Origin of the sequence: Larkinella punicea (assembly GCF_003334855.1) — a bacterium.
Lineage (GTDB): Bacteria > Bacteroidota > Bacteroidia > Cytophagales > Spirosomataceae > Larkinella > Larkinella punicea.
In genome coordinates this window covers 130,560-155,470 of record NZ_QOWE01000004.1, presented here as the reverse complement: position 1 = coordinate 155,470, position 24,911 = coordinate 130,560, and the positions used below count along the sequence as shown (strand labels likewise).

Below are 24,911 nucleotides of genomic sequence, written 5' to 3'. Positions count from 1 at the left end.
CGAACGTTTAATACATCGAATGGGTATTGGGTAACAATACGGTTTCCCACCAGTATTCTTTCAGGGTCTGAAAGTAATCGGTCCACTCTGTAAAGTTCATGGGCTTGACAACGTAGGAAGCCACTCCACGGTCGTACGATTCCGCGATGTCTTCAGAATTACACGAATTACTGAATACCACGACCGGGATTTGTCCAACCTCCGGATTGAGGTTTTTAACCTTTGTCAGAAAGGCCCAGCCATTCTCCCGCTCCGGCAGGTATAGATCCAGCAGGATCAACTGAGGAAGCCGCAGCCCGGTCTGCATACATTCTTCGAGGTAGTGGATGGCGGTATGCTCATCCGTCATGATCACAGCTTCAACATCCGTAAAACTCTGCTGGAGCGCATTTTTTATCAGCAGCAGATGATCCGCGCTGTCTTCAATAACCAGAATTCGGGCTTTCCGGAGCCGATTCGGGCTTTTTTTATTTCTGGAGTCATTCATGTTTTTCAACGTTGCGTTTCCTGGAAATTACGGGTATTACATTCACAACGCTTCCCAATTTTGATGTGTTCAGGAAGATAGGATATTTTTTTCTTTTTTCCGTTTTCCTGATCCGACAGGTTGGGATTTTGGATAAGCCGCTGCCGGTATCTTTTATACGTTTACGGGAATTGCAGTTTGAAAACCGTGCCTCCTTCGGGTGGCGTTTCCACCGTCAGGATACCCCGCAACAATTCGCACAGGTTTTTGACGATCGACAAACCAATTCCCTCACCGCCCGCCTGGTCAGGACCCGTTTCTGATCCCGAATTGCCTGCGGCAACGGATTGATTCATCAGCAGCCGAACCAAAAAAGCCGGAAGTCCCGGACCCGTGTCCTGAATGGTTAGCCACCAGGATGTTGGGCTGGAATGCTGATCCCAGATGAGCGTCACGCCCCCGGTTTCGGTGTATTTGAGTGCATTCGTCAGCAGATTCTGGGCAATCCGGCGAATGAGAATGGGGTCGCTCTCAACCAGCAGCGAAGAGACTCCCCGGGTTTGAATCCACAAATTCCGTTGGTCGGCCAGCGGTTTCATGCTTTGGCCCAGATCCAGCAACAGTTCTGCAACATCGAACCGGGCTAATTCAACCTTTTCCTGACCCGCTTCCAGCCGCGCAAAGTCCAGCAGTTCGGTCAGCATTACCGTCATCTGACGCAGGTTGCGCTGCATCATCTCCAGCATCTGCGACCGTTCTTCTTCCGTATCCATCAGATCCATCAGTGAGGCTGCGCCCTGAATGGCGCCAAAACTTCCGCGCAGATCGTGGGAAGCCCGGCGCAGAAACTCACCCCGGTCTTTAACCTGCTGGCGCAGGCTGGCCAGTGCCTCGATGTTTTCATTAAAACGGTCTCCTTCCTGTAAAAGCTCGTGGTGGTGGCGTTCCGTTGTTTTCAGCGTTGTAATGTCCAGACCGGTAACGACGAGCCCGCCATCGTATTTGATAATCGACGAGCCCCACCAGCGATCCGTGTCCGGCATTGGGTCGTGCAGTTCCTCATACACCGATTCACCGGACTCAACGACCTGTTTGAAACGTTCGAACATGCCGGCTGACCACTGATTTGGAAACAACTGGCTGGCCAGACGGCCCTGCATCTGACTGACAGACTGGTTGTTCAAGGTTGCAAAATTCTGATTGCAGACAATGAGCATAAAGTCCGTGATTTCGTCCGATTCGGGGATGGCTTTGAAATAGGCGATGGACGCCGGTGAACTGTTCAGTACGGCCTGTAAGCTTTCGGCGGTTTTCTGTACTTCCCGCGTCCGCTCCTGAACGCGCAAATCCAGTTCCTGGGTCAGGGCTTTCTGCAGGTGAACGTCGGTGCAGGTGCCCAGATAGCCATTGAACGTGCCGTCCGGTTTGAAAAGAGGGCGGGCTTTTTCCTGCATCCAGTGGTATTCGCCGTCGTTTCGGCGCAGGCGGTATTCAAAGGAAAAAGGCTGTTGTTTCTGAAAACAGCGCTGGTAGGTTGCCAGATACGATTCCCGGTCGTCGGAATGAATATCGGACGTCCAGCCTTGAAGCAGCTCCTCTTTTAGGAGGTGGCCCGTATAGGCCAGCCAGGCCGTATTGAGATACTTGTAGCGGGCGTCGGGGCCGGCCACCCAGATGAGCGTCGGCGCACTGTCGACAATGGTGTGAAACCACGCTTCCTGTTCCGACAGCATCCGTTGCACCTGCCGGTGCTCGGTGATGTCCTCGATGGCTACCAGAATGGCTTCCTGGCTGTGTTGCCGAACCACCTTTCGCGCATTGAGGTACATCACTTTTTCGCCGATCTCCGGAAAGTTGTGAATGACCTCGAAGCCCTGAAACTCGGCATCTTCCTGCACCACCGCATCGAGCATGTTCCGGAGTTGGGGAATGTCCCACTGGCGGTTTCCGAGTTCGTAGAGTAGCCGCCCTTCGGTGGCTTCCGGCCGAACCCGGAAAATGGTGTAAAAGGCCTGGTTGGCACTCATCACCCGCAGGTCGCGGTTCAGAACGAGGGTGGCTTCCCGAATGGTGGAGAAAATATCTTCGGCAAACGCATAAGCCTCTGTCAACTGGTCGTTGCGTTGCTGCAACTCCTGGTTGATGGTTTGCAGTTCTTCGTTCGACGATTCGATTTCTTCTTTGCTCGTTTCCAGTTCCTCATTGATGCTCTGGAGTTCTTCGTTGCTGCTGATAATTTCCTCGTTGGCCGACTGGAGTTCTTCGTTATTGGCTTCCTGTTCCTCAATAATGGAGTGCAGGTCTTCCCGCAGGGTGGTGAGTTCTTCTTCCAGTTGTTTGATCCGGCGGACGCGAACCCCCGTTTTTCCACTCTCGTGCAGGGCCGGCGTGGTGACTTCTTCAAAAATGATCAGAAAAAGCCGCTCCTCCGTTGCGGTTTTGAGCGGAACAGCCTCGATGGCTACCTGGTGTGTTTTGTTTTTTACCTTGATTTCCAAACCGGTTTTCCGGATCGATTCCCCTGATTTATGCGCCTTATGGACGGTATTGCGCAGTTCGAAAAGCAGAGACGGGCGGGCCATCTTGAGCAGATTAAGGCTGGCTTTTCCCGGCAAAGGTTCCAGAAACAGACCCGTAGAGCCCCGAAACTGAAGAATGTCGAGGTCTTGATTGACCACCACGCTGGCCGGAACATACTGACTCAGCAAGAGCGTGTCGACGACGGTGTCCAGATCCCTGGGGGCAGAGTCGGCCTTGGGATTTTTGGGGGTTCGATTGGGTTCTTCCATAAGGTCTGCTTCCGGCATCCGGGGATTCATTTCAAAGGTAGGACGGCTGGTAACATCATTTTTTCGGACGTAGATTTTGTAATTCTTTTCCAACTGGGCAAAAAACGGCGCGGAAGAGCCGATGGTTTCGGACTTTCCGAGTAGCAGATAGCCCGTTGGATTCAGGGCATAATGGAAGGTCGCGATGGCTTTTTTCTGTAACACCTGGTCCAGGTAAATCAGCAGGTTGCGGCAACTGATGAGGTCGAGCCGGGAAAAGGGCGGGTCTTTGAAAATGTTGTGGGGGGCAAAAACGCACAGATCACGAATGGTTCGGCTGATGCGGTAGTGATCGTCTACTTTCGTAAAAAACCGGTGCAGCCGCTGGGGCGAAATGTCCATCACCTCGCTGCGGGAGTAGTTGCCTTGTCGGGCTTTGGCAATGGCGGCTTCGCTCAGGTCGGTTGCAAAAATATGGATGGGCAGACTGGGAACACGGTCCTCAAGAACTTCCAGAATCAGCATGGCCAGTGAGTAGGCTTCCTGACCCGTCGAGCAGGCCGGGATCCAGATTCGCAGGGGTTCACGGGGCAGTTTGTTTTTAATGAGCTGCGGCAACAGGATTTTTTTCAGGTAATCCATCGTCTCTTCGTCCCGAAAAAAATGCGTCACGTTGATCAGCAGGTCACTGTACAGGGCGTCGACCTCAGAAGGGTGCTGCTTCATATACCGGATGTAGTCCTGCAATTTTTCCAGTTTATACAGCAGCATTCGCCGGATGATGCGACGCCGGATGGTGGATATTTTGTAATGGGTGAAATCTACCCCGATCGATTTTTTGATGAACAGAATAACCGCTTTGAGGTCTTCTTCCGGTGTTTCCACGTCGCCCGGGCCTTCGATGAGGGTGTTCAGCCGGAAAAGGTAACTTTGGTGGCTCAACCGCTCCACTTCTTTCGCAATTTCCTTTGGAGGCAGCACCAGGTCGACCACGCCCTCGTGAATGGCCGTTTGGGGCATACTCTGAAATTGGGCCGTTTTATCCTGCGCCATCGTGATGCCGCCTTCCGCTTTGATGGCTTTCAGACCCAGGGTGCCGTCGGAAGCGGCTCCCGATAGCAAAATTGCAATGGCTCCTTCTTTCTGCCGGTTGGCCAGCGAAATAAAGAACTGGTCGATGGGCATGTGCAGGTGGGGGCGGGGCTGACGGGCGGAAAGCAACAGTTTTCCGTCGACGATTTCAATATCCTTGTCGGGTGGAATGATATAGACCGAATCGGGTTCAATCCGCATGCCCTGCCCGGCCTCCCGAACCGGCATGGGCGTCACCCGGCCAATCAGGGCGGAAAGGTGGCTTTCCTGGTTGGGGTCGAGGTGTTGAATGTATACAAAGGCAAAACCGGTTGTTGAAGACAAATTGGCCAGCAACAGCGACAGTGCTTCCAGTCCGCCCGCCGACGCACCAATGGCAACAACCGGAACAAATCCCGGCTGAGGTTGATGGTCAGAACTGAGTTTTTTTGCCATACATTTTCAAAAACTATCGTACACTTTAATAGTTTATTCTGAAAGAGAAGTGCCTTAGGAAGCAAGTTAGGACTATTTGCCAGACTCTTTAGCTTAAATTGTTACTTCTTATAAAGAGGGAAAGCAGAAATTGTTTACCCGAAAAATCGTATCTATTTCGTCTATGGCAAAGCGCGACCTTGTAGTAATAGGCTCTTCGGCCGGCGGAATAACGGCCCTGAAAGAATTGGTATCGACTCTTTCCGCAGATTTTGGGGCTTCCATTTTTATCGTACAGCATCTTTCGCCCCATTCGCCCAGTTTTTTGCCTGATATTCTGAACCACTCAGGACCCCTTAAGGCCATTCATCCGAAGGATGGGGAAACCATTCGACCGGGTCAGATTTATGTCGCGCTGCCCGACCATCACCTGCTGGTTGAACACGATCGGATGATTGTCAAAAAAGGTCCGAAAGAAAACCGGTTTCGCCCTTCCATCGACGCCCTGTTTCGGTCTGCGGCATATACCTACGGTCCGCGGGTGATTGGGGTTGTTCTGACGGGAATGCTCAACGACGGCACATCGGGCATGTGGTCCATCAAACGGCTCGGCGGTCTAACCATTATTCAGGAACCGGACGAAGCCCTGTATCCCAGTATGCCGGATAGTGTGCTGGAATATGTCGACGTCGATCACATTGTTCCGATGGCCGGGATGGCGTCTTTGCTGAACCGGTTAACCCAGGAGGAGGTACCCGACAAACCTGCGCTTTCGGCCGAGGAAAAGACCCGGATGGAGGCCGAAATCAACATTGCCGCTGAAGATAACGCCTTCGAAATGGGAATCATTGATCTGGGTGAACTGACGCCCTTAACCTGTCCCGAGTGCCACGGTAGCCTGGTCAGTATCAAAGAAGGCAAACTGATCCGGTACCGTTGTCATACCGGTCATGCCTATACGGCGGGTTCTCTACTGGCCGAAGTGACCAAAACCGTTGAAGAAGCACTGTGGCAGGGTGTTCGGGGGTTTGAAGAGACGATTCTGTTGCTCGATCAGTCGGCTAAACAATTTGCCGAGGCCGGTAACCGAAAAGCTGCGGAAGACTTTGCCGAAAAATCCCGCGAAACCCGTGAAAAATCCCGCAGGCTCCACGAATTTATCTACCAGCAGAAGCAAAAAACGGAGCCGGGAGCTTAACGAAGGTCCGGTTCGGGTTTTCGGTCGGGCAACAGGACTTGTTCGCCTTTTCAAGATGGTGACGCCAAATTTCTTTTGCCGGACCGTGGCTTATTTTCGATAACAATGCGGAGCGTATGCGGTTAACACCATAGAACGCCGTCGTTACCGGTATGGGTTTTCGACCAACCAAAACCGGGCGAATGCGCCGAATGATGAACCTTGTGGACGGGAAAGCGTCGCGTAAATCAACTCAACGATGAAAAAAGGAATTTTAATGGCCGCCGTGTTGACAGGATTGGTTTTCACCCTGCCAACCCAGGCTCAGACGACCAGTTCGGAAGGCAATGTCGCCAATCCGGCGCAGAGCAGGAACGGGAATGTAAAAGAACAAAAAACGGAGCCCGGCAAAACCCGGGCGGGCATTAGCCGGAACGTAACCGGCGTTCGCCCGGACAGCAACAGCACATCCAATAAATTTGGCCGTTCGGGCAAGCAGGCAAATCGGGAAGCGCGGTCGCCGTCGACCGCCGATGGCAAAGTGTCCGAAAAAAACCGGTCCAGATCGTATCCGAAAGCCAAAAATGACCGCAGCAACGGCCGCACGTTCGGCAACACCGGTACGGATACCACCCGTAAAAAGCCCGACCCCCGTCAGTAAAGGCTTTTAGCATCCTGCTTCGCGTGAAAAACCCATTCCGATCAACCGGTCGGAATGGGTTTTTAATACATAGCGTGTAAACCCTTCAATTGAAAGCGTATGAAAACCAGCAACATCGGAGATGCCTTTCAACACGGCATTGATCTTTTAAAAGGGGACGATTCGGTGGACAAAACGTTTTGCAGCCAGAAAAACTACCCGGGTCATCAAACCGCCCGACCGGCCTTCGCCCGCGCCAGAGAGAAAGTTTTTGATGTAAACCGCTGGTCCGACGTATCCAGCCTGACCGCCGGGTTTATCCTGCATGATGCCGCCGGACAGCCCAAACCGACCGGGCCGCCGACCGTTGGCGACTTGATCCGCCTGGAACTCCCCGGCCCAACACCCGTCAATTGGGTAAAGGTGATTCAGGTTGTCGATGCGGAAACGAAAGCCGGTTTTACGGCCCGTCCCTGTGCAGACCCACACAAAAACGAAAACCGGACCGAGCACTTTTTTACCGATGAATCGACCAGCACGTTCCGTGTGGAATGGGTGGGAAATACCCTAACGGCCTGTCAGATTGGTAAAAACGAACGCATCAATAACCAGAATCCGGAAGCCGGAGGCCGTGCGGTGGTCAATACCGTGATTGCCACAACCGGCTGGCTTCTCTACCAGAAGATCCAGTGGAAAACGCTCATGGATTATCTGCTGGAATAATCGACAGTTTGCAATTTATCCTCATTAAATAGGCTTATTTACGGAATCACTTTGTATTATTACGGGTAGAATCGCTTTGCCTGTACCACCGATCTGTCTCCATGTTCGACTCAACCGCAACCAACCTGAGCAGCCGCTATGCCTGGAATAATCTAATCGGGGATCAGGATGCCATCCGGTTTCTGGAAACGGCGATTCTGCCTCCCTATGTGAACGCGTGCCGGTGGTTTGCCGGGAAAGCCCGCCAGCAGGCTGGCTTTCGCATTCAGGTTGTTCACGAAATCGCGTTTCTTTCCGATAATCAAACCGACGATAAGGCATTCCTGTTTATCGTGGAAGCTGCGTATGCCGACGGCGAAACCGAACGTTATTTACTTCCCTTATCGTTTGTTGAAGCTGGTCATCCCGATGCATCTTCCATCGCCCCGAAAGGGATTCTGACGCGTGCGGATTTCGACCAGGAAAGCGGTTTGGTGGTCGATGCCATTTACGACGAACGGTTCCGGCAAGCCCTGTATTTTAACCTGGCCCATCAGCAAACGCTGGATCAAACAAGTGGAAAACTGACCTTCCACCGGGGGAAGGGGTTGGCTGTCGATGATATCAATGGGTTGATTACCAGTCGTGTATTGCCGGTTGACTCAAGTAATTCTGCACTGGTTTTTGGCGTTTCAGATCAGGGGGAGAAGTATTTCCTGAAACTTTACCGCAAGCTTTTTCAGGAAACCAACCCGGAAGTGGACCTCGTCAGTTTTCTGACCGAAAAAAGTAACTTCAGTCACATCCCGGCCTACGCCGGAAGCGTGATCTGGGAGCAGGAGGGTGTGCCGGACATTACGCTCGGGATGATGCAGCGCATGGTTGAAAACCAGCAGGATAGCTGGAGCCAGACGGGCGATTACCTCAATGATTTTCTCTACGCGGTTCCGCACCGGTTGTTTACGATCCGGGAAGACGTGTTCGACCGGGTGGAACTGCTGGGCCGACGGACGGGTCAAATGCACCTGGCGCTCTACGACCCGGACTCGGGCGATCCGGCATTTGCTGCCGAACCGTTCACCGACGACTACCGGGAGTTTATCATCCGGCGGTTTGAAAGTCTGCTCGAACGGCGGTATAATCTGCTCATCGATAACTACACGAAACTCGATCCGCTGGCGCAGAGCCTGGCCTGGGTGTTTATGGAAGCCAAGGAGATGATCGACGAGTTTGTCGATGATTTCCGGACCCGCCCGCTTGAGTCGCTGCGCATCCGGATTCACGGCGATTACCACCTGGGGCAGGTGCTGGCAACGGGTAAGGACTTCATTATCATCGACTTTGAAGGCGAACCGGAAAGCAGCATCAGCGAACGGAAGATCAAACATTCACCCCTGAAAGACGTTGCCGGCATGATCCGTTCCTACCATTACGCGGTTTCGGCTAAGCTCTTTGGCAGCACAGAAACCGCCGGCATCGAACCTGATCACCTGCAGCGCGTTTCCGAACGCTGGTTTAAACTGATTCGGGATACGTACATGGACGCCTACCTGGAAACGATTGGCAGCCCGCATCCGCTGTTTAAGAACAGCAACGAGGTGAACTTTTTGCTGCTGGTGTATTTGCTGGAAAAAGCCGTGTATGAACTGGGCTATGAAATCAGCTACCGGCCAGCCTGGGTCAAGATTCCGTTGAAAGGAATTATGGATGTGATCCGGGAAATTGAAAAAATACGGATTGCCGACCCGACCCGAAATTCGGAACTCCCGCTGCTGCAAATGGGGTTGTTGCAGACGAAAAAAGAGTAAGTTTGTGCTAAACGCGCATTTCTATGGAAATAACCAGTTTGGATCAGTTGGATTTAACCCGGCAATACACCTATGCCGACTACCTGACGTGGCGGGTTCAGGAGCGGCTTGAATTGATACGCGGCTACATCTGGAAAATGTCGCCCGCACCCAGTCGCCGGCATCAGCAGTTGGTTGGTAAGTTCTATTTGCCGTTTGGCAATTACATGAAGGGCAAACCCTGTCAAGTCTTCATGGCGCCGTTCGATGTGCGACTGCCCCGCAAGAATAAACTGACGAATGAAACGATTACCACCGTTGTTCAGCCGGATTTGTGCATTATTTGCGATCCGGCTAAACTGGACGATGCGGGTTGCATTGGCGCACCGGACCTGGTGATTGAAGTGTTGTCGAAAGGCAACACGAAAAAAGAGATGAAGGAGAAATTCGATGCGTATCAGGAAGCCGGCGTCCGGGAATACTGGATTGTTCAGCCCGAATACGATAACGTCCTGGTCTATACGCTCAACGAACAGGGGCAGTTTATCGGGCAACATCCGTACGATGAGAGCGATACCCTGGCTCCGTTAATCTTTCCGAACCTCCAAATCGACCTCCACGAGGTTTTCGAAGAATAAAACCCAATGAATCAGTTGGATTCATCGGTGAAAATTTGTCTATATTTCACGAGCTAAACCATGTAGCTTTCCTATGGCGAAACGTACGACCAAACAGACTCCTGTTACCATTGACCCAAAACCGGAAACGGAGACTGTCGACCAAACACCTGAACCTTCAACCGTTTCAGGGGATTACAGTCGATTAACCGAATTTGACATCTATCTTTTCCGGGCCGGAAAACACACCCGTCTGTATGAAAAGCTGGGCTCACACGTCGTCGAGGTCGACGGCGTGGTCGGTACGTATTTTGCCGTCTGGGCACCGTCGGCCCGGTATGTGGCGGTTATTGGCAATTTCAACGGCTGGAACAAAGGAAGCCATCCGCTGAAAGTTCGCTGGGACAGTTCCGGGATCTGGGAGGCTTTTGTGCCCCACATTGGCCGGGGTGAGATTTATAAATATGCCATCACGCACGATAGCGGCCGTGAACTTGAGAAAGGCGATCCGTTTGCACTCTGGTGGGAAACACCGCCCAAAACCGGCTCGGTTGTCTGGGACAACTGGTACGAATGGAAGGATGATTACTGGATGCGGAACCGGGGGAAAATCAACGCCCTCAACAAACCCATTTCCGTGTATGAACTTCACCTGAATTCGTGGCGTCGTGATCCGTCGGAGCCCACACGGCAATTGTCGTACAATGAAGTAGCCGATGCACTGGTGCCCTACATCAAGGAACTGGGCTTTACGCACGTCGAATTTATGCCTGTTATGGAGCATCCGTACGACCCGTCGTGGGGCTACCAGATCACCGGGTATTTTGCACCGACCAGCCGGTTCGGTACCCCGCAGGATTTCATGAATATGATCGAGCGGCTGCACCAGGAGAACATCGGCGTGTATCTCGACTGGGTACCTTCGCACTTTCCGGGTGATGCCCACGGCTTGTATGAGTTCGACGGTTCGCACCTGTATGAGCATCCCGATATGCGGAAGGGCTATCATCCCGACTGGAAAAGCTACATTTTTAATTACGGTCGCAACGAGGTGCGGGCGTTTCTGCTCAGTAATGCTCTGTTCTGGCTGGACCGGTTTCATGCCGACGGGTTGCGGGTTGATGCCGTCGCGTCGATGCTGTACCTCGATTATTCCCGCAACCACGGCGAATGGGAACCAAACGTATTCGGTGGCCGGGAAAACCTGGAAGCCATTTCGCTCTTCAAGGAACTGAACGAAGCGGTTTACAAGGACTTTCCGGAAGTCCAGATGATTGCCGAGGAGTCGACGGCCTTTCCGGGCGTGACCCGACCTACCTATACGGGCGGTTTGGGCTTCGGCATGAAGTGGATGATGGGCTGGATGAACGACACCCTGCGGTATTTTCAGCGCGATTCGTATTACCGTCGCTGGCACCAGGACGAGCTGACATTCAGCACGGTGTATGCGTTTTCGGAAAACTTCATGCTGCCGTTTTCGCACGATGAGGTGGTCTACGGCAAAAAGGCGCTGATCAGCAAAATGCCGGGTGACGAATGGCAGCGGTTTGCCAACCTGCGGCTGTTGTTTACGTATATGTTCACACATCCCGGCACCAAACTGCTGTTTATGGGCTGTGAATTCGGACAAACCTCGGAGTGGAAATTCGACGGCAGCCTCGACTGGCACCTCCTCGATTATGCACCCCATCAGGGTATGAAAGAGTGCATGAAAGCATTAAACCGGCTGTATCGCAGCGAACCGGCGCTGTATGAGCAGAGTTTCGTGGCCGAAGGCTTCGAGTGGATCGATACGACGGACCGCGAAAACAGCATGATTGTCTACGCCCGGAAAGGAACCCGCACCAAAGAGCAGGTGGTGATTGTGTTGAACATGACGCCCATTCCGCGCACCGACTACCGCATTGGTGTTCCGGCGGCCGGCACCTGGGCCGAGTTGTTCAACAGCGACGATCGGGCGTTTTTTGGGAGCGGCCTGCTGAATAGCCAGCCGCTTGTCTCGGAACCGCAGGAGTGGCAAGGGCGTCAGGCTTCCATCGTGCTCACCGTGCCGCCGTTGGGAGCGGTGGTGCTGAAGTATCAGAATAATGAAGCATAAATTTCAGGTATGCCCCGTGCGGGCATACTTTTTGCAAAAATTATTGTTTGGGCAATCATGGATTTTGAAACCTTTGACACCGGGTTTCTACATGTATCAAAGCAGGATTCACGAACCGCCTGTTGTGACCCGTACACGTAAGTTTTCTAAACCATTTACTTGCCTGAATGTTATCGGATTGGCCGTAGAACGAATTTTTGGCAAAAAAATGATGCGGTCGGCGCGAAACAAAACCACCAGCTTTCAGTTAATCCCATTAACTTTGCTTTACAAAGTAAGTTTCCTATATGAGAAAAATAGTAACATTAGTGCTGGTCTTTACGTCTGCCGTCGCCTTCTCACAAACGCCCACCGCCAGCCGGATCAGCAGCGGAGTGGACGTGGGTGCCGCTTTTAAAAAGGATTATCTGGCGCCGTCCATCACCTATTATGAACTGCTAAATCTGGATGCCAACAAGATTTTTTCGATTGGCTGGACGATCAAAGGGGGGAATTTTTACGGAGATAACCTGAATTATACGACAGCTCCAGCCCGGCTCACCCGTGAAAAAACCGGCTTTGGGGCCATTGGGGCTCCCGAGGTGGCGGCCAATATCGATACCATGCGATTCGATTGGGTGACGGTTTCAACCGTCAATTTTGGTTTACGGGCGCAGGTTCGGCTGGGACCGGTGGAAGTGGGTGCTGGTGCCGATCTGATCGGCCTGGGCTTTGGCAGAAGCCGGGAGGGACGCTACCGGTCGACAACCGGTCGGTTCGAGCATACCAATGCCGATTCAGAAATTGATACCGTGAGTTTTCGGGTTTCACCCTTGCAATACGCTCAGCCTCAACGGTTGAATGTGCGGTTGCTGGGCGACAATGATCTGGGATCGCTCTCCAGCGAAGTCTACGTGAGATTGACGATGCTGCGACGAATGGGCGTGAAGGTGGGCTACCATTGGATTACTACCGAAATGCGGGCCAGCAATCTGAACATTGACGATGACAACCGACGGTTTCGCAACCGGGCCGCCATGGGTTACGTTGCCCTGACGTTTCCTTTTTACAAATAACAACACCTCAACGGCTTGAAAGGACTTTTGCCTGCACGGGAAGTTTTTCAAGCCGTTGAGCGTTCATCAGGCTTCGACCGGTTTCAGGCTGAAGTACGTTTCGTAAACGGCTTTGGCGGCTTCGTTGGTGCGAATCTGGAAACGATCCAGGTACTGATGCAGACCGGTTTTGAAGAGCTCGGATGTTTCGGTAAACTCAATCTCCGACCGGAGCTTGCTCAAAGCCTTTTCGGCATCGTTCTTAAACCCGTTGGTGATCAGATTGCCCGATATTTCGTAAAGCGACAGTTCGGCCTGACGGATGCAGTGGGCAACCGAACGGGGGAAAAGTTTGTCCAGAATCAGGAATTCAACAATGGTCGACGAGCTAATCATTTTGTATTGCTGCCGGTACATGTTGTAGGCACTGCCCGATTTCAGAACGGCGGTCCAGATCATCAGATCAAGCGTTGAACCCACGGCGTCGGCGTCGGGCAGAAGCGTAAAGTACTTCACATCCAGAAACCGGGAGGTTTTGTCGGCGCGTTCCAGAAACCGCCCCACTCGCCCGAAATGCCAGGCTTCGTTGCGGGTAATGGTGCAGTCGATGACGCCGTAAAAATGCTGGCAACCGTTTTTTACGTTATTTAGAAATTCCTGCAAACGGTCTAAGTTGGATTCCCCTTTTGTCGTCGTGTCCCGAACGCGCAAATACAGATCGTTGATGTTTTCCCACATTTCCTTCGAAATGCTTTCCCGGATCGTCCGGGCGTTTTCCCGGGCATTGTTCAGGCAGCTCACGATGGAGTTGGGATTTCGCTTGTCGAAGGTCATAAAATCGATGACATTCTCGCGGGTTGGCTCCTGGTAGTAGTTGTAAAACAGGTAATTATCGGCAGTGGCAATTAAAAGCGGTTCCCATTGTTCGTCGACATTGGGCGGTAAATCCAACGCCAGATTAAAATTGACACTCATAAAACGGGAATAATTGTCGGCCCGTTCAATGTAGCGGTTCATCCAATAGATAGAGTTTGCAACGCGACTCAGCATAAAATCAAAATTTTATAGGGATGTTTGATTTGTAAAGATAGTTTTTTATCTGAAAAAAGTGCCTTTATCGAAATTATGATTAATCAATTAATCCTGTCGGTTCTCTCTCTATTTTTGTACTTCAACTAACAGCCGCGTACCAATGAGAAATTTCCTATTAACCTGTAGCCTTGTTGTAACTGCATTGAGTTTTTCGGTAGCTAATTCGGACCCGAAATCCACTAAACCGGCCGATCCCTCGCGCTTGTACGAAGTCCGGATTTATTACCCGACGCCCGGCAATTACGAAAACATTATCGACCGTTTTCGGAAATACACGACCAAAATTTTTGAAAAGCACGGCATGACCAACGTCGGTTACTGGATTCCGACCGATGCTTCGCAGGAAAGGCTGATTTACATCCTGTCGTATCCCAACCGTGAAGCCCGCGATGCGTCGTGGAAAGCCTTTAGCAGCGATCCGGAATGGAAGGAAGTCGTAGCAAAAACGGAAGCAAATGGCAAAATTGTCGCCAAAGTCGACCAGATTTTTATGACCGAAGCCGAAATTTCACCCAAAATCAAAGCATCGAAAAAACCGGGACGGGTGTTTGAATTGCGCACCTATTCACCGGCTCCCGGCAAACTGAACGACCTGCTCGCCCGGTTTAAAAACCACACCCTCAAGCTGTTCAAACAACACGGCATGACCCACATCGGCTACTGGCTGACGACGCAGCCCGACGAAAGCGGTCAGTCGAAACTGGTGTACATTCTGGCGCACCCGAGTGAAGCGGAAGGCAAGAAGCATTTCGATGAGTTCCGGGTCGATCCGAAATGGGTGAAGGCCAAAGCCGATTCCGAGAAAAACGGCTCCCTGACCACCAAAGTCGAATCGGTTTACATGAAAGCAACGGACTATTCACCGATTCAATGAGTGAATGATTCAATGAGTGAATGAGTGAATGGAAAATCGAGCATCCCTTTTTTTATTCACTCATTCACTCATTGAGGCATTCACTCATTATCTAGGCCATCGGCGAGGTGCTGGCGGACGGCCTGGTGGGGACGAAGGCCGTTGACGGGGCGTTGGTTGGCATAGGTTGTTTTGTCGGCAGGCAAGCGTTCCTGATCAGACGAGGAGCGGGCTTTCGTTGCCAGATTGGAAACGGAGAAAAAACCGTTCCGATACTGGTTAAATTCTTCTTCGGTCATGGCCTGACGGGCCGCCTGACCTTTCTCGTATCCATCATTGAAAGAGGCAATCCGGCTGTCGGTTCGGGCCAGTTTGCGGTCGTCGATCAATTGGTCAATCTCATTCGTCAGTTGCTGCTTGCGTTGGCGCAATTCGTCCAGCGAAGCCAGAATGCCGAGTTCATGATCCATGATATTTTTCTGCGTCAGGTGTTTCGCCACCTCCTGCTGAACGGCCTGGTATTGTTTTTCCAGCTTCCGGCGACGGCGACGCAGCCGCCACAACCGCGGGTCGACCTGTAGCCAGCGGAACCAGAATTTCTGCAAAACCGGCAAGCCGATTCCCAGACAGACCGCCCCGGCCAGGGCGAACAAAACGCCACTCAACACAAACGACAGCAGCGCCCACGGACTGTTGACCAACTGGAGATTCAGCTCGTCGGATTGCTGGAGTTGCCGTTCAATTTTCTGCAAAACCCGCTGATCGGCCACCGGATTCGGGTTGGTCGGGTCCAGTGGCGTCGCGTTTAACTGGATGTTTTTGATGCTTTTGTTGATGGCTTCCTTCAGCTTATCGGTCCGGTAGGCATCATACCGAAACCAGCCCAAAATCACCAGCGTAACAATCGACAGTATGGTCAGCCCCATTTTGAACCAGCCGTATCGGCGGGATGCTTCGGGCGATGAGTTGGTGAGATAAGGTTCCTCAATCAGCCGGTCGTAGGCCGGTTTCAACAGAATGGAGACCATCGCCAGACCCACCGCAAACATCCAGGCTTCCACATTGTTGCGGATGTTGAGCGCATAGGCCACAATTTCGTGGGAAATGATCAAATCACCGGCAACGAACGAAATACCGGCGGCCACAAAGATCAGCCCGGCCAGCAGCGAATATTCCGACGCCGTATTTTGTCGGCGTTCTTTCAGTTGCTCGCGCTCGTCCTCCACGGTTTTGATTTCGGCTTCCAGATGCTCGGCTCCTTTGCCGGCCAGCGTCGTCTGCATGATGTGGTCCTGAAGCCGGTCGAAGGCGGCCCGGCGCTGGGCCGTCGTATCCGCTAATTTCTGGTCGATTTGTCGGATTTCGTCCTGCTTGCTTTCCACGCGCTCCTTAATCCACTCGTCGCTGACCTGACTCGATAAATAGCCTTCGTAATTCTGGCGGTCAGTTCCTTCGACTCCGCTCGTATACCCGTGCTGAAAATCCTGGCTATCTTTTGGCTGCTGCTCGTTCATATCGTTTTCCGTTTAGAAGTTGTGGGCGTCAGGGATGCCGACAACTCGTTAATTGGCCACAATGGCCCGTATCTGTTGCTCCGAAAGCCGGTCGCGCAGGCTGCGGGCCAGGTTAAATTCGTTTTCAAACAACTCGATCAACAAATCCCGTCGGGTGTTGCTTCGGGATAGTTCCAACTCGACCCGATTCAGGAAAGGCAATAGCTGCCACTTTTGCACGCGGATCGCATCGACACTGATTGTTAATGCATTAATCTCATTTTCCCAGGCTACTGTTTTCAAATTTCGCTCGTTTTTCAAATTTTTTTCCTGATTTCGATACCGAAAATCGTTCTGCAAAGCCGTTAACAGTCCGGGAATGAGCTTCCCGACGGACAGAAACAGGAAGAAAAGAAACAGAAAAATGCCCAGTGCCGACAGGGCTGATTGGGTTTGGCAAGCGTAGATAAAGACGAAAAAAGAGGTCGCAAAAGGCAAACCCGCGTCGGCCAGAAGTTGCCGGACGGAAAAGGGTGTCGTGGTTTCGGTTGAACTCGTTGTGCGGTGATACAAACCCAGAAAACCGGCTAACAATACCCCAAGGGAGAGCAACCTGCTTTCTTCAAAATGCGGCCGTAAAGTTTCCAGGATCAGAAAATGATTTCCGATCAGCAAACCCAGGCAAGCGATTAATCCCGTGACGGTTTTGAGAAAATGCGGTTCACCATCGGGTTTGGCTGCTTCCAGGCGCGTGATGTTCTGCCGCAGCTCTTCAATGCGGTTGGTCTTTTGTTCGATCCCTAAATTCAACTCGCCGATTTTTTCGCCCAATTCTTCCCGCTCTCGTTCGAATGAAATCGTTTGCTGTTTAAAATACAGACGAATCAGGCTTGTTTTTTCTTCCAGCGGAGCATGGGATAAGCCGAGAAGAGCGGCTTCGTCGCGCAGCAGATTGTCGTCGCTCAGCCAGTCCGGCAGGGGTTCTGGCGAATGCGTTGAGAAATCCGGTACGGTTGGGTTGTTGTTTAGCTGCTCTTCGAACGTCATATCAAAACGTTAACTACCGGGCAAAAGGTGTTGTATAAAAACCGGCCTGACCGACATAATATTGTTCAACAACCGGTTTTTCTGAAAGGTTTGTATTAGAGTAGAGAAGATAGACAAGAGAAAAAAGAAAATAGCCTCAGTAAATGACGGAGTGCATCTTTCTTCTCTTGTCTCTTCTCTCTTGTCTTACATCTTTGATCTGTCTAACGCGAATCCGGCAATCGAATGCCAATAACCCGGAACAGCGCCAGCGAAACCGCCAGCAGTCCGGCAAAGATCACACTCAACCAGACGTTGTAATACACGATGGCAACCAGACAGACGCAGGATAAGATGAGGGCAATGGCCGGAATGTAGGGGTAAAAAGGCGCGATAAACGGACGTTCGAGATCCGGTTCTTTCTGGCGAAGTTTGAACAGGCTCACCATGCTGCTGATGTACATGACCACCGCGCCGAGGGCCGACAGGATGATGATGTCGCCGGTGGTGCCGGAAAACAGGGCGATAAAGCCGACAATACCGCCCCAGATCAGTGCCCAGTGGGGTGTCTGAAACCGCCGGTTGACCTTCGCCAGAAAACCGGGCAGATAACCGCTTCGGGCCAGGGCAAAAATCTGGCGGGAATAGCCGATGGTGTTGCAGTGAAAGGACGCAATGAGTCCAAACAACCCCAGACTGGCGAAAACTTTCGACCACGGGCTGTTGCGACCCCAGACCATCGCCAGGGTTTCGGGCAGCGGGTAGTCGATTTTGCTCAACAGACGCCAGTCGCCAACGCCCGCCGTGAGAATCATGGTGCCGAGGGCCAGGAAAACCAGGGTGCCGATGCTGAGCAGGTAACCGCGCGGAATCGTTTTCTTCGGATTTTTTACTTCTTCGGCCACCATCGCCACGCCTTCAATCGCAAGGTAGAACCAGATCGCAAACGGGAGGGCGGCAAACACCCCGCCTGCACCATACGATTCGTTGTGGGCAACGAAGTTATGGGTTTGGTAAGACGGAGCCACCAGTGCCATGAAAACCAGCAATTCCACCACCGCCAGCACGGTAATGATCATCGAAAAATTGGCGGATTCCTTGATGCCCAGAATATTGATGGTAATAAAGACGACGTAAGTGGCCATGGCCACGCCCAGGACGGGCAGTTCCGGATGCAGGAAATTGGCGTAAGCGCCTAAAGCCGCAGCAATGGCGGGAGGGGCCATCAAAAAGTCGACGAGTGTGGCAAAACCGGCGATGAAAGCCGCCGTTGAGCCGAAGGCGCGGTTGGCGTAGCTAAACGGCCCGCCCGCGTCCGGAATGGAAGTCGTGAGTTCGGTATAACTGAAGATAAAGGCAAGGTACATGACCGTAACCAGGAGGGTGGCCACCAGAAAACCGATGGTTCCGGCCACGGCCCAGCCGTAATTCCAGCCGAAGTATTCGCCGGAAATGACCATGCCCACGGCAATCGACCACAGTTGGGCGGTGGTGATTACTTTTCGTAATCCGGGTTGGCTTGTTGATTCGTCGGCATGTGTCGACGCGGAATCGGTAGAGGATTCAACCATCTGATCTGTCAAAAAGAAACGGGAAAAGTACAAGACGGTGTCCCGAATTAGCGAAATGCGGGACTGCAATCTAAATAAAAGCCATTTTTGGGATTAATCCAAAAATACTTTTTTCAATACTTCCCACAATTTGCGCTTCAGTTTTGAGTCGGCTTCAATGGCCGAAAGCGGGTCGGCCAGCAGGAACGTAATGCCGAAAATCCGGATGGGCTGGTACCGGTCCATCTGAATGTTCAAATGAATGGTTTTGAAGGGGACGCCGAAGGAGATGAAATGGTGCAGGGTTTTGTTCTCCAAAACCGCGTGAAAATCGACCAGTCCCGAGCCGGCCAGGTTCAGCATGTCGATGTCGCTGAGGCTCAGATGGATGGCTTTCAGGATGTTTTCCAGGAAAATCAGTTCGCCGGGCGTTAGTTCCTCATCGAATAGCAGCAATACTTTGGGCTTTTGAGCCGCGGGCAGTGGCGCAGGCGATTCGATGATGGGAATGGGAGCAGGAACGGGTTCCGGTTCAATCGAAGCCACCAGCGGTATTTCCGGTTGAACCAATTGTACCGGCTGAATGATTTCCGGTTGAACCGGTTTGGGTTCCACTTTCACTTCTATCATGGTTTCCCGTTCCGCAACGGCTTGTTCAACTATAATTTCGGGTTGAGCAACCGGCGGTTCGGGTCGCACTTGTGCCCTCACAATTGGCTCCGGTTCTTCGACCTGATACAGCGTATCCTGTCCAAAAAGATAGTGATAAGCGTTTTTTTTCATGTTGCGAGCTTACAATTTATACCACTGCACCGCCGGCATCGGTTTCCGGCGACCATCGAACGCTTTTTGTTCCGGGCCGTAATATTTGACCAGATAATCCAGCACCACCGGCTCCGTTTCGCCCAGGTCCCAGAGTTTCTGCGTGCGTTGCATCCAGCGGATTTTCTCCTTCCAGCCATCGCGGGTGAAGCGGTTTTGCAAAATCAGTTTGCTCGAATGACAGGCCGTGCATTGGGCGACCACCAGCGTCAGCCGCTCATCGACTGCCAGACCGGTCGCTGGGTCGTGTTTGACCGAGTCGGTCATGACCACAGCCGTTGGTAGGGAAGTCTCCGGGCGCAAAGCCGATAACGTCAACCAGCCCGCCAATAAAACCGCCAGTCCCGTAATGATCGTCACGTTTTTCATAGGCACATCAGATGTTGAATGTTTGATTCGAGTCGTCTCTCAGAACCGCATTTTGAACATACTATTTCAATAACAAGCCGAACGGTTTGAGACCCTTTGGGGCTCAACAGCGCAGCGTCGGTAGATCAATCAGGCGCTTCCGTCTTTTAATGTGCCGTCAGGTACATAACCATTAGCAGACACATGAATGTCTCGTACCTTACGGCACGAAGGGCGCTTGAGAGAACCTCCACTTCTACCGACGCTGCGCTGTTAAATCCCTACGGGATAATAAAACCGAAACTTAACTTTTCAACCCACCGATCAACAGCATTGCCCAGCCCGCCAGCATCAGCAACCCGCCGATGGGGGCAATGGCCCCGAATTTGGTGATACCGGTGAAACAAATGGCATACAGCGAGCCGCTGAAAATAAGAACGCCAAACAGAAAGGCGTAACCTGCCCACGAATAATATTTTGCCGAAACCGCCGTCGTCGCCGGTAGTTGCAACAGAATTCCGATGGCAACCAGCGCCAGCGCGTGGTAAAACTGGTATTTCACGGCGGTTTCAAAGGTGTCGCTGCGCTTCGAAAGCTCAAGCATAGCCCGAAAGGCGTGGGCTCCAAAAGCACCCAGGGCGACGCCCAGAAAGCCCAGAATGGCACCGGATTGCAGAAAAATTTTATGCATGATAATGGGTTGTGTCAGTTTCGTGTTCCAAATATCGCACTTCCAACCCGTACCATTGTGCTGCCTTCTTCAATTGCGATCAAATAATCGCTGCTCATGCCCATCGAAAGCTCCTGAAAAGCCACATTCGGTTTCTGAAGGGTGCTGAGCCGGTCGAAGAGGTGCTTGAGCGTTCGAAATTCCTGCCGGATTTGGGCTTCGTCGTCGGTGTTGGTCGCCATGCCCATCAGTCCCACAATCCGGATATTGGTTAGTTGGTCGAGTTCCGGGGAATTCAGCAGGGCGTCGGCTTCTGCTTCGTCAAAGCCAAACTTGGTTTCTTCCTGCGCAATGTGAATCTGGAGCAGGCAGTCGATGACGCGGGCGTTCCGGGCGGCCTGTTTGTTAATTTCTTCCAGTACTTTCAGGCTATCGACCGAATGGATCAGGCTCACAAACGGTGCCATGTATTTGACCTTGTTGGTTTGCAGGTGGCCGATGAGGTGCCATTCGATGTCGGCGGGCAACTGCGGTTGTTTATCGACCATTTCCTGCACCTTGTTTTCGCCAAAACGCCGGCAACCCGCGTCGTAGGCTTCCTGAAGCAGGGCAACGGGTTTGGTTTTGGTAACGGCGATCAGCTTGGTCTGTTCGGGCAGTTGCTGTTCAATCTGCTGGATGTTCGTGGCGATGGTCATTGTCTGATTACTCAATTTGGGGCAAAGATAATGGATGCAATTTGAATCCTTCCGACGGTAATTTAAGGGACAGTTGCCGGAAAATAATGGACGGTTTTATTGAAAAAAGTACAGGAAAGCCTTACTTTACGCCAAATAACGCGAAACAAATCAAGTAATACTCATCGATGGAGTCGTATAACCAGGACCGACGTAATAACCGTAAAAATTACTTATTAGTGGCTTTAGGGATTCTGGCCGCCCTGAATTTGCTGCTCCTCTATTTTTATTACCAGGAGAGACAAACCAATAAAAGCCAGCAAACTACCCTGACTGATAAAACCCAGGAAATGCTGGTGACCAAGACCCGCCTGGATTCCATTTCGACGCAGTTGGATGCGAAAATTTCCGAAATTCAGTCGCTCGGTGGGCGGGTGGATTCGCTGTTGAAAGTGAAAGAACAACTGGAAGCCGACAAGCGGAACCTGCGGAATGTGGCGGCTTTCGACATCAAGAAATACGAAGGGAAAATCAAAGAATACCTGGCTATTCTGGATGAAAAAGACAAGGAAATCGGCCAACTCAAGGAAGAAAACAGCATCCTGACGTCACAGAACCAGACCCTGACGGAAGAGAACACCAGCTTGAAAAACGAACGGCAGGCCCTGAACGACACGGTGACGACAATTGCCGAGAAAAACCGGGAACTGGCCGAAAAAGTAACCCTCGCATCAGCCCTGAAAGCGGAGAACCTGGTGGTGAATGCCATCAACCGACGCGGTAAAGAAAGCGATGGTGGTGAATACCGCGCCCGGCGCATCGAAAAAATAAAGATTTCGTTCCGGCTTTCGACCAATCCACTGGCGCAGGAGAACGAAAAAGATATTTTTCTCCGGATTCTGGACCCCAGCGGGTCGGTTATTGCGGACATGGCCACCGGTTCCGGCCAATTTATTTTCAGCGGACAGGAAATGGTCTATACGGCCAAACAAACCGTAGCGTATGACAATACCGGGCAGCAGGTGGCTTTTATCTATGGCCGGGGCAACATCCCGTTTAAAGAAGGTACGCACCAGATTGAGCTGTACTCGGAAGGTTTTAAAATCGGGCAGGGCGAGTTTACGGTGAAATAGCAATAGAGGAGCAAGAATAAAGGAGGAAAGGAATAAAGGAGGAAAGGAGAAAGGGATGAAAAGGTGACGAACAAAAAATCCTTTCATCCCTTTCTCCTTTCCTCCTTTATTCCTACCTTTGCGTCCTCATTTTGAAATCATTATCCATTTAACACAATTGTCATGCAGTTCACCAAGAACTATGAGACGGTGTTCATTTTAACTCCCGTTTTATCTGAAGTTCAGATAAAGGACACTGTCGACAAGTTCCGCAAGATTTTAACCGATAACGGTGCGGAAATTGTTAACGAAGAGAGTATGGGCCTGCGCAAACTGGCGTACCCGATCCAACACAAGAATACAGGCTACTATTTCCTGTTTGAGTTTTCGGCTGAAACGAAGGTTCCCGAAGCACTGGACATCGAATTCCGTCGGGATGAGCGCATCATTCGCAACCTGACCACGGTTCTCGATAAGCACGCACTGGCGTACAACGAACGTCGTCGCAAAGGACAACTGGGTAAAAGCAAACAACAAACCGAAAAAGCAGGAGAGGAGGCCAAATAATCATGAGTCTGCAGAACGAACCCGTTAGCAAAAACGAAAACCGGAAGAAATACTGTCGTTTCAAAAAATCCGGTATCAAATACATCGATTACAAGGATCCCAACTTCCTGTTGAAGTTGTTGAACGAGCAAGGCAAAATTCTGCCCCGCCGGATCACCGGAACGAGCCTGAAATACCAACGCAAGGTTGGTCAGGCCGTTAAACGCGCTCGTCACCTTGCCTTATTACCTTACGTAGGCGATTCACTGAAATAAGTTTAAGGTGTTCGGTTTACGGTATACAGTTTACGGAGTTCTGCTTGTCTGAAAACCGTAAACCGTTTACTGAAAACCGTATTCCATAAACTGAAAACTCATTCATATTATGCAAATCATACTGAAAACCGACATCGCCGGACTGGGTTTTAAGAACGACACTGTTGAAGTTAAACCCGGCTATGGCCGTAATTACCTGATTCCGCAGGGATATGCCGTAATGGCAACGGATTCGAATAAAAAAGTGGTGGCCGAAAACATTCGCCAGGCCGCTCACAAAGCCGAAAAAACCAAGAACGACGCCTTGGCCATTGCCGAAGCAATCGGACAACTGGAATTGAAGATTCTGGCGAAAGCGGGCGAAAGCGGTAAAATCTTCGGCCGGGTTACCAACACCCAGGTGGCCGATGCCCTGAAAGAAAAAGGATACGACATCGACCGGAAGAAAATTACGATCGATGAAGCCAAAGTTCTGGGTGCCTACAACGCCATCGTCAACCTGCACAAAGACGTAAAACAAACGATTAAGTTTGACGTGATTGCGGCTGAATAATCGATGATAATCAGCACGTTATCGTGTGAATTTTTTAAGGCGGTTCGGAGCTTTTCGAACCGCTTTTTTGTTAGTATAGTATGGACTTTCGTACTGAACTATCGCCGGAAAAACTACCGGCTTTGATCCGGCCCGACGCCCGGGTGGTGACCATTGGCTCCTGCTTCGCCGACGTGCTGGGCCGCCACTTGACCGACAATAAAGTGGCTGTACGGAGCAATCCGTTCGGAACGCTGTTCAATCCGGTCTCCATCGCCAAACTTCTGCTGGCTTCCCTGCAAAGTGCCGGGCCCGATCCGGATCTGTATGTGGAACGTGACGGTTTGTGGTTTCATTACGACTTTCATTCTACCTTCTGGGGCCGCAGCCGCGACGAATTGCACGCACGACTCACGGAATTGCTGACCCAAACCGGTGAAGCCCTTCGAACTGCTGACTGGCTTGTGCTGACGCTGGGAACGACCACGGTGTACCGACATCTCGAAACCGGGAAGGTGATAGCCAACTGCCAGAAAATGCCCGGTTTTCTGTTTGAAAAATACCTGTATGCCTACGAACACGTTCAGCAAACACTGAACGATCTGGTGAAAAAGCTGAAGCGGACCAATCCGGGTTTGCAGATCCTGCTGACGGTTAGCCCGGTGCGACATACCAAAGACACTTTGCCGCTGAATCAGGCCAGTAAATCGATTCTGAGGGCTGTTAGCCACGAATTGACGGTCTGGAACGAGCAGGTTCATTATTTCCCGGCTTACGAGATTATGATGGATGATTTGCGCGATTACCGGTTTTACGAGGCCGATCTGATTCATCCCAATGCCGTGGCCGAAACCTATATTTTTGAAAAGTTTGCCGAATGCGCGTTTGATGCCGAACTTCGCAGCTTTATAACCGAGTGGCAAAGCCTGCGGAAGGCGATGGCGCACCGGCCTTTTCACGAAGGAACGGAATCGCACCGGCGGTTTCTGGAAAAGTTGCTTCAACAATTGGATGCGGTTTCTAAAAAAGCCGATGTTACCCGGGAGAAACAAGAAATAGAAAGCCGGTTGCGGGCGTTCAAAACGATTGACCCGGGCGCGAACCAGGCCGCCTGATTCGC

Annotated in this window: 23 protein-coding genes; 13 read left to right on the top strand and 10 right to left on the bottom strand. The window is 51.6% G+C overall.

The window, feature by feature from the left end:
- Positions 1 to 7 precede the first annotated feature (7 nt).
- The gene (locus DUE52_RS05940) at positions 8 to 487 is read right to left on the bottom strand and encodes a response regulator (protein WP_114405063.1); all 480 of its coding nucleotides are present in this window, start codon (positions 485 to 487) and stop codon (positions 8 to 10) included.
- A 161-nt stretch (positions 488 to 648) separates the two neighbouring features.
- Complete coding sequence (locus DUE52_RS05935) at positions 649 to 4,761, bottom strand: CheR family methyltransferase (RefSeq protein WP_114405062.1); 4,113 nt, start codon at positions 4,759 to 4,761, stop codon at positions 649 to 651.
- A gap of 163 nt (positions 4,762 to 4,924) precedes the next feature.
- On the opposite strand from DUE52_RS05935, the gene DUE52_RS05930 reads away from it, so the two are divergent.
- The 7 genes from DUE52_RS05930 (at position 4,925) to DUE52_RS05900 (ending at position 12,816) form a co-directional block, all read left to right on the top strand.
- Entirely contained in the window at positions 4,925 to 5,938 is a 1,014-nt protein-coding gene (locus DUE52_RS05930; RefSeq protein ID WP_114405061.1) for a chemotaxis protein CheB, read from the top strand.
- Positions 5,939 to 6,176: 238 nt separating this feature from the next.
- Positions 6,177 to 6,578, top strand: coding sequence for a hypothetical protein (locus DUE52_RS05925; RefSeq protein WP_114405060.1), 402 nt, complete (start codon positions 6,177 to 6,179; stop codon positions 6,576 to 6,578).
- 99 nt (positions 6,579 to 6,677) lie between these two features.
- Positions 6,678 to 7,280: a hypothetical protein gene (locus DUE52_RS05920; RefSeq protein WP_114405059.1), complete on the top strand. Its 603-nt coding sequence runs from the start codon at positions 6,678 to 6,680 to the stop codon at positions 7,278 to 7,280.
- 101 nt (positions 7,281 to 7,381) lie between these two features.
- Positions 7,382 to 9,067 (top strand): putative maltokinase, encoded by a 1,686-nt coding sequence (locus tag DUE52_RS05915; RefSeq protein ID WP_114405058.1) that lies wholly within the window; start codon positions 7,382 to 7,384, stop codon positions 9,065 to 9,067.
- 23 nt (positions 9,068 to 9,090) lie between these two features.
- A complete protein-coding gene (locus tag DUE52_RS05910) occupies positions 9,091 to 9,684 on the top strand; it encodes a Uma2 family endonuclease (protein ID WP_114405057.1) in 594 nt (197 codons plus the stop codon).
- Positions 9,685 to 9,757: 73 nt separating this feature from the next.
- Positions 9,758 to 11,761: a 1,4-alpha-glucan branching protein GlgB gene (gene glgB, locus DUE52_RS05905; protein WP_114405056.1), complete on the top strand. Its 2,004-nt coding sequence runs from the start codon at positions 9,758 to 9,760 to the stop codon at positions 11,759 to 11,761.
- Positions 11,762 to 12,048: 287 nt separating this feature from the next.
- The gene (locus DUE52_RS05900) at positions 12,049 to 12,816 is read left to right on the top strand and encodes a hypothetical protein (RefSeq protein ID WP_114405055.1); all 768 of its coding nucleotides are present in this window, start codon (positions 12,049 to 12,051) and stop codon (positions 12,814 to 12,816) included.
- A 66-nt stretch (positions 12,817 to 12,882) separates the two neighbouring features.
- Here DUE52_RS05900 and DUE52_RS05895 read toward each other — a convergent pair whose 3' ends face one another.
- A complete protein-coding gene (locus DUE52_RS05895; protein ID WP_114405054.1) occupies positions 12,883 to 13,845 on the bottom strand; it encodes an alpha-E domain-containing protein in 963 nt (320 codons plus the stop codon).
- 142 nt (positions 13,846 to 13,987) lie between these two features.
- On the opposite strand from DUE52_RS05895, the gene DUE52_RS05890 reads away from it, so the two are divergent.
- Positions 13,988 to 14,761 (top strand): NIPSNAP family protein, encoded by a 774-nt coding sequence (locus tag DUE52_RS05890; RefSeq protein ID WP_114405053.1) that lies wholly within the window; start codon positions 13,988 to 13,990, stop codon positions 14,759 to 14,761.
- An 80-nt stretch (positions 14,762 to 14,841) separates the two neighbouring features.
- On the opposite strand, the gene DUE52_RS05885 is transcribed toward DUE52_RS05890, so the two are convergent.
- From DUE52_RS05885 to DUE52_RS05855, 7 genes are all read right to left on the bottom strand, one after another.
- Complete coding sequence (locus tag DUE52_RS05885; protein ID WP_114405052.1) at positions 14,842 to 16,254, bottom strand: hypothetical protein; 1,413 nt, start codon at positions 16,252 to 16,254, stop codon at positions 14,842 to 14,844.
- A 48-nt stretch (positions 16,255 to 16,302) separates the two neighbouring features.
- Positions 16,303 to 17,280, bottom strand: coding sequence for a hypothetical protein (locus DUE52_RS05880; protein WP_114405051.1), 978 nt, complete (start codon positions 17,278 to 17,280; stop codon positions 16,303 to 16,305).
- Positions 17,281 to 17,483: 203 nt separating this feature from the next.
- The gene (eat, locus tag DUE52_RS05875) at positions 17,484 to 18,830 is read right to left on the bottom strand and encodes an ethanolamine permease (RefSeq protein ID WP_114405236.1); all 1,347 of its coding nucleotides are present in this window, start codon (positions 18,828 to 18,830) and stop codon (positions 17,484 to 17,486) included.
- A 93-nt stretch (positions 18,831 to 18,923) separates the two neighbouring features.
- Complete coding sequence (locus tag DUE52_RS05870; protein WP_114405050.1) at positions 18,924 to 19,592, bottom strand: hypothetical protein; 669 nt, start codon at positions 19,590 to 19,592, stop codon at positions 18,924 to 18,926.
- Positions 19,593 to 19,601: 9 nt separating this feature from the next.
- A complete protein-coding gene (locus DUE52_RS05865; RefSeq protein WP_114405049.1) occupies positions 19,602 to 20,000 on the bottom strand; it encodes a hypothetical protein in 399 nt (132 codons plus the stop codon).
- A gap of 283 nt (positions 20,001 to 20,283) precedes the next feature.
- Positions 20,284 to 20,670, bottom strand: a complete 387-nt coding sequence (locus tag DUE52_RS05860; RefSeq protein WP_114405048.1) for a DUF423 domain-containing protein — start codon at positions 20,668 to 20,670, stop codon at positions 20,284 to 20,286.
- Positions 20,671 to 20,684: 14 nt separating this feature from the next.
- Positions 20,685 to 21,347, bottom strand: a complete 663-nt coding sequence (locus DUE52_RS05855) for a YggS family pyridoxal phosphate-dependent enzyme (protein ID WP_114405047.1) — start codon at positions 21,345 to 21,347, stop codon at positions 20,685 to 20,687.
- Positions 21,348 to 21,514: 167 nt separating this feature from the next.
- On the opposite strand from DUE52_RS05855, the gene DUE52_RS05850 reads away from it, so the two are divergent.
- The 5 genes from DUE52_RS05850 (at position 21,515) to DUE52_RS05830 (ending at position 24,906) form a co-directional block, all read left to right on the top strand.
- On the top strand, positions 21,515 to 22,459 hold the full coding sequence (locus DUE52_RS05850) for a DUF8428 domain-containing protein (protein ID WP_114405046.1): 945 nt from the start codon (positions 21,515 to 21,517) through the stop codon (positions 22,457 to 22,459).
- Between the two features lie 162 nt (positions 22,460 to 22,621).
- Positions 22,622 to 23,005: a 30S ribosomal protein S6 gene (gene rpsF, locus DUE52_RS05845; protein ID WP_114405045.1), complete on the top strand. Its 384-nt coding sequence runs from the start codon at positions 22,622 to 22,624 to the stop codon at positions 23,003 to 23,005.
- 2 nt (positions 23,006 to 23,007) lie between these two features.
- Positions 23,008 to 23,259: a 30S ribosomal protein S18 gene (gene rpsR / locus DUE52_RS05840; protein ID WP_038117645.1), complete on the top strand. Its 252-nt coding sequence runs from the start codon at positions 23,008 to 23,010 to the stop codon at positions 23,257 to 23,259.
- A gap of 109 nt (positions 23,260 to 23,368) precedes the next feature.
- Entirely contained in the window at positions 23,369 to 23,812 is a 444-nt protein-coding gene (gene rplI / locus DUE52_RS05835; protein WP_114405044.1) for a 50S ribosomal protein L9, read from the top strand.
- Positions 23,813 to 23,892: 80 nt separating this feature from the next.
- Positions 23,893 to 24,906 (top strand): GSCFA domain-containing protein, encoded by a 1,014-nt coding sequence (locus DUE52_RS05830; RefSeq protein ID WP_114405043.1) that lies wholly within the window; start codon positions 23,893 to 23,895, stop codon positions 24,904 to 24,906.
- Positions 24,907 to 24,911 lie beyond the last annotated feature (5 nt).

What these genes read in the sequence shown, in the direction of transcription:
- DUE52_RS05910 (WP_114405057.1), top strand. Translation starts at nt 9,091, where the DNA reads ATGGAAATAACCAGTTTGGATCAGTTGGATTTAACCCGGCAATACACC.
- DUE52_RS05855 (WP_114405047.1), bottom strand. Translation starts at nt 21,347, where the DNA reads ATGACCATCGCCACGAACATCCAGCAGATTGAACAGCAACTGCCCGAA.
- DUE52_RS05860 (WP_114405048.1), bottom strand. Translation starts at nt 20,670, where the DNA reads ATGCATAAAATTTTTCTGCAATCCGGTGCCATTCTGGGCTTTCTGGGC.
- eat (WP_114405236.1), bottom strand. Translation starts at nt 18,830, where the DNA reads ATGGTTGAATCCTCTACCGATTCCGCGTCGACACATGCCGACGAATCA.
- DUE52_RS05850 (WP_114405046.1), top strand. Translation starts at nt 21,515, where the DNA reads ATGGAGTCGTATAACCAGGACCGACGTAATAACCGTAAAAATTACTTA.
- DUE52_RS05900 (WP_114405055.1), top strand. Translation starts at nt 12,049, where the DNA reads ATGAGAAAAATAGTAACATTAGTGCTGGTCTTTACGTCTGCCGTCGCC.
- DUE52_RS05930 (WP_114405061.1), top strand. Translation starts at nt 4,925, where the DNA reads ATGGCAAAGCGCGACCTTGTAGTAATAGGCTCTTCGGCCGGCGGAATA.
- DUE52_RS05915 (WP_114405058.1), top strand. Translation starts at nt 7,382, where the DNA reads ATGTTCGACTCAACCGCAACCAACCTGAGCAGCCGCTATGCCTGGAAT.
- DUE52_RS05890 (WP_114405053.1), top strand. Translation starts at nt 13,988, where the DNA reads ATGAGAAATTTCCTATTAACCTGTAGCCTTGTTGTAACTGCATTGAGT.
- DUE52_RS05925 (WP_114405060.1), top strand. Translation starts at nt 6,177, where the DNA reads ATGAAAAAAGGAATTTTAATGGCCGCCGTGTTGACAGGATTGGTTTTC.
- DUE52_RS05865 (WP_114405049.1), bottom strand. Translation starts at nt 20,000, where the DNA reads ATGAAAAACGTGACGATCATTACGGGACTGGCGGTTTTATTGGCGGGC.
- DUE52_RS05870 (WP_114405050.1), bottom strand. Translation starts at nt 19,592, where the DNA reads ATGAAAAAAAACGCTTATCACTATCTTTTTGGACAGGATACGCTGTAT.
- DUE52_RS05920 (WP_114405059.1), top strand. Translation starts at nt 6,678, where the DNA reads ATGAAAACCAGCAACATCGGAGATGCCTTTCAACACGGCATTGATCTT.
- rpsR (WP_038117645.1), top strand. Translation starts at nt 23,008, where the DNA reads ATGAGTCTGCAGAACGAACCCGTTAGCAAAAACGAAAACCGGAAGAAA.
- DUE52_RS05895 (WP_114405054.1), bottom strand. Translation starts at nt 13,845, where the DNA reads ATGCTGAGTCGCGTTGCAAACTCTATCTATTGGATGAACCGCTACATT.
- DUE52_RS05885 (WP_114405052.1), bottom strand. Translation starts at nt 16,254, where the DNA reads ATGAACGAGCAGCAGCCAAAAGATAGCCAGGATTTTCAGCACGGGTAT.
- rplI (WP_114405044.1), top strand. Translation starts at nt 23,369, where the DNA reads ATGCAAATCATACTGAAAACCGACATCGCCGGACTGGGTTTTAAGAAC.
- glgB (WP_114405056.1), top strand. Translation starts at nt 9,758, where the DNA reads ATGGCGAAACGTACGACCAAACAGACTCCTGTTACCATTGACCCAAAA.
- DUE52_RS05940 (WP_114405063.1), bottom strand. Translation starts at nt 487, where the DNA reads ATGAATGACTCCAGAAATAAAAAAAGCCCGAATCGGCTCCGGAAAGCC.
- rpsF (WP_114405045.1), top strand. Translation starts at nt 22,622, where the DNA reads ATGCAGTTCACCAAGAACTATGAGACGGTGTTCATTTTAACTCCCGTT.
- DUE52_RS05880 (WP_114405051.1), bottom strand. Translation starts at nt 17,280, where the DNA reads ATGACGTTCGAAGAGCAGCTAAACAACAACCCAACCGTACCGGATTTC.
- DUE52_RS05935 (WP_114405062.1), bottom strand. Translation starts at nt 4,761, where the DNA reads ATGGCAAAAAAACTCAGTTCTGACCATCAACCTCAGCCGGGATTTGTT.
- DUE52_RS05830 (WP_114405043.1), top strand. Translation starts at nt 23,893, where the DNA reads ATGGACTTTCGTACTGAACTATCGCCGGAAAAACTACCGGCTTTGATC.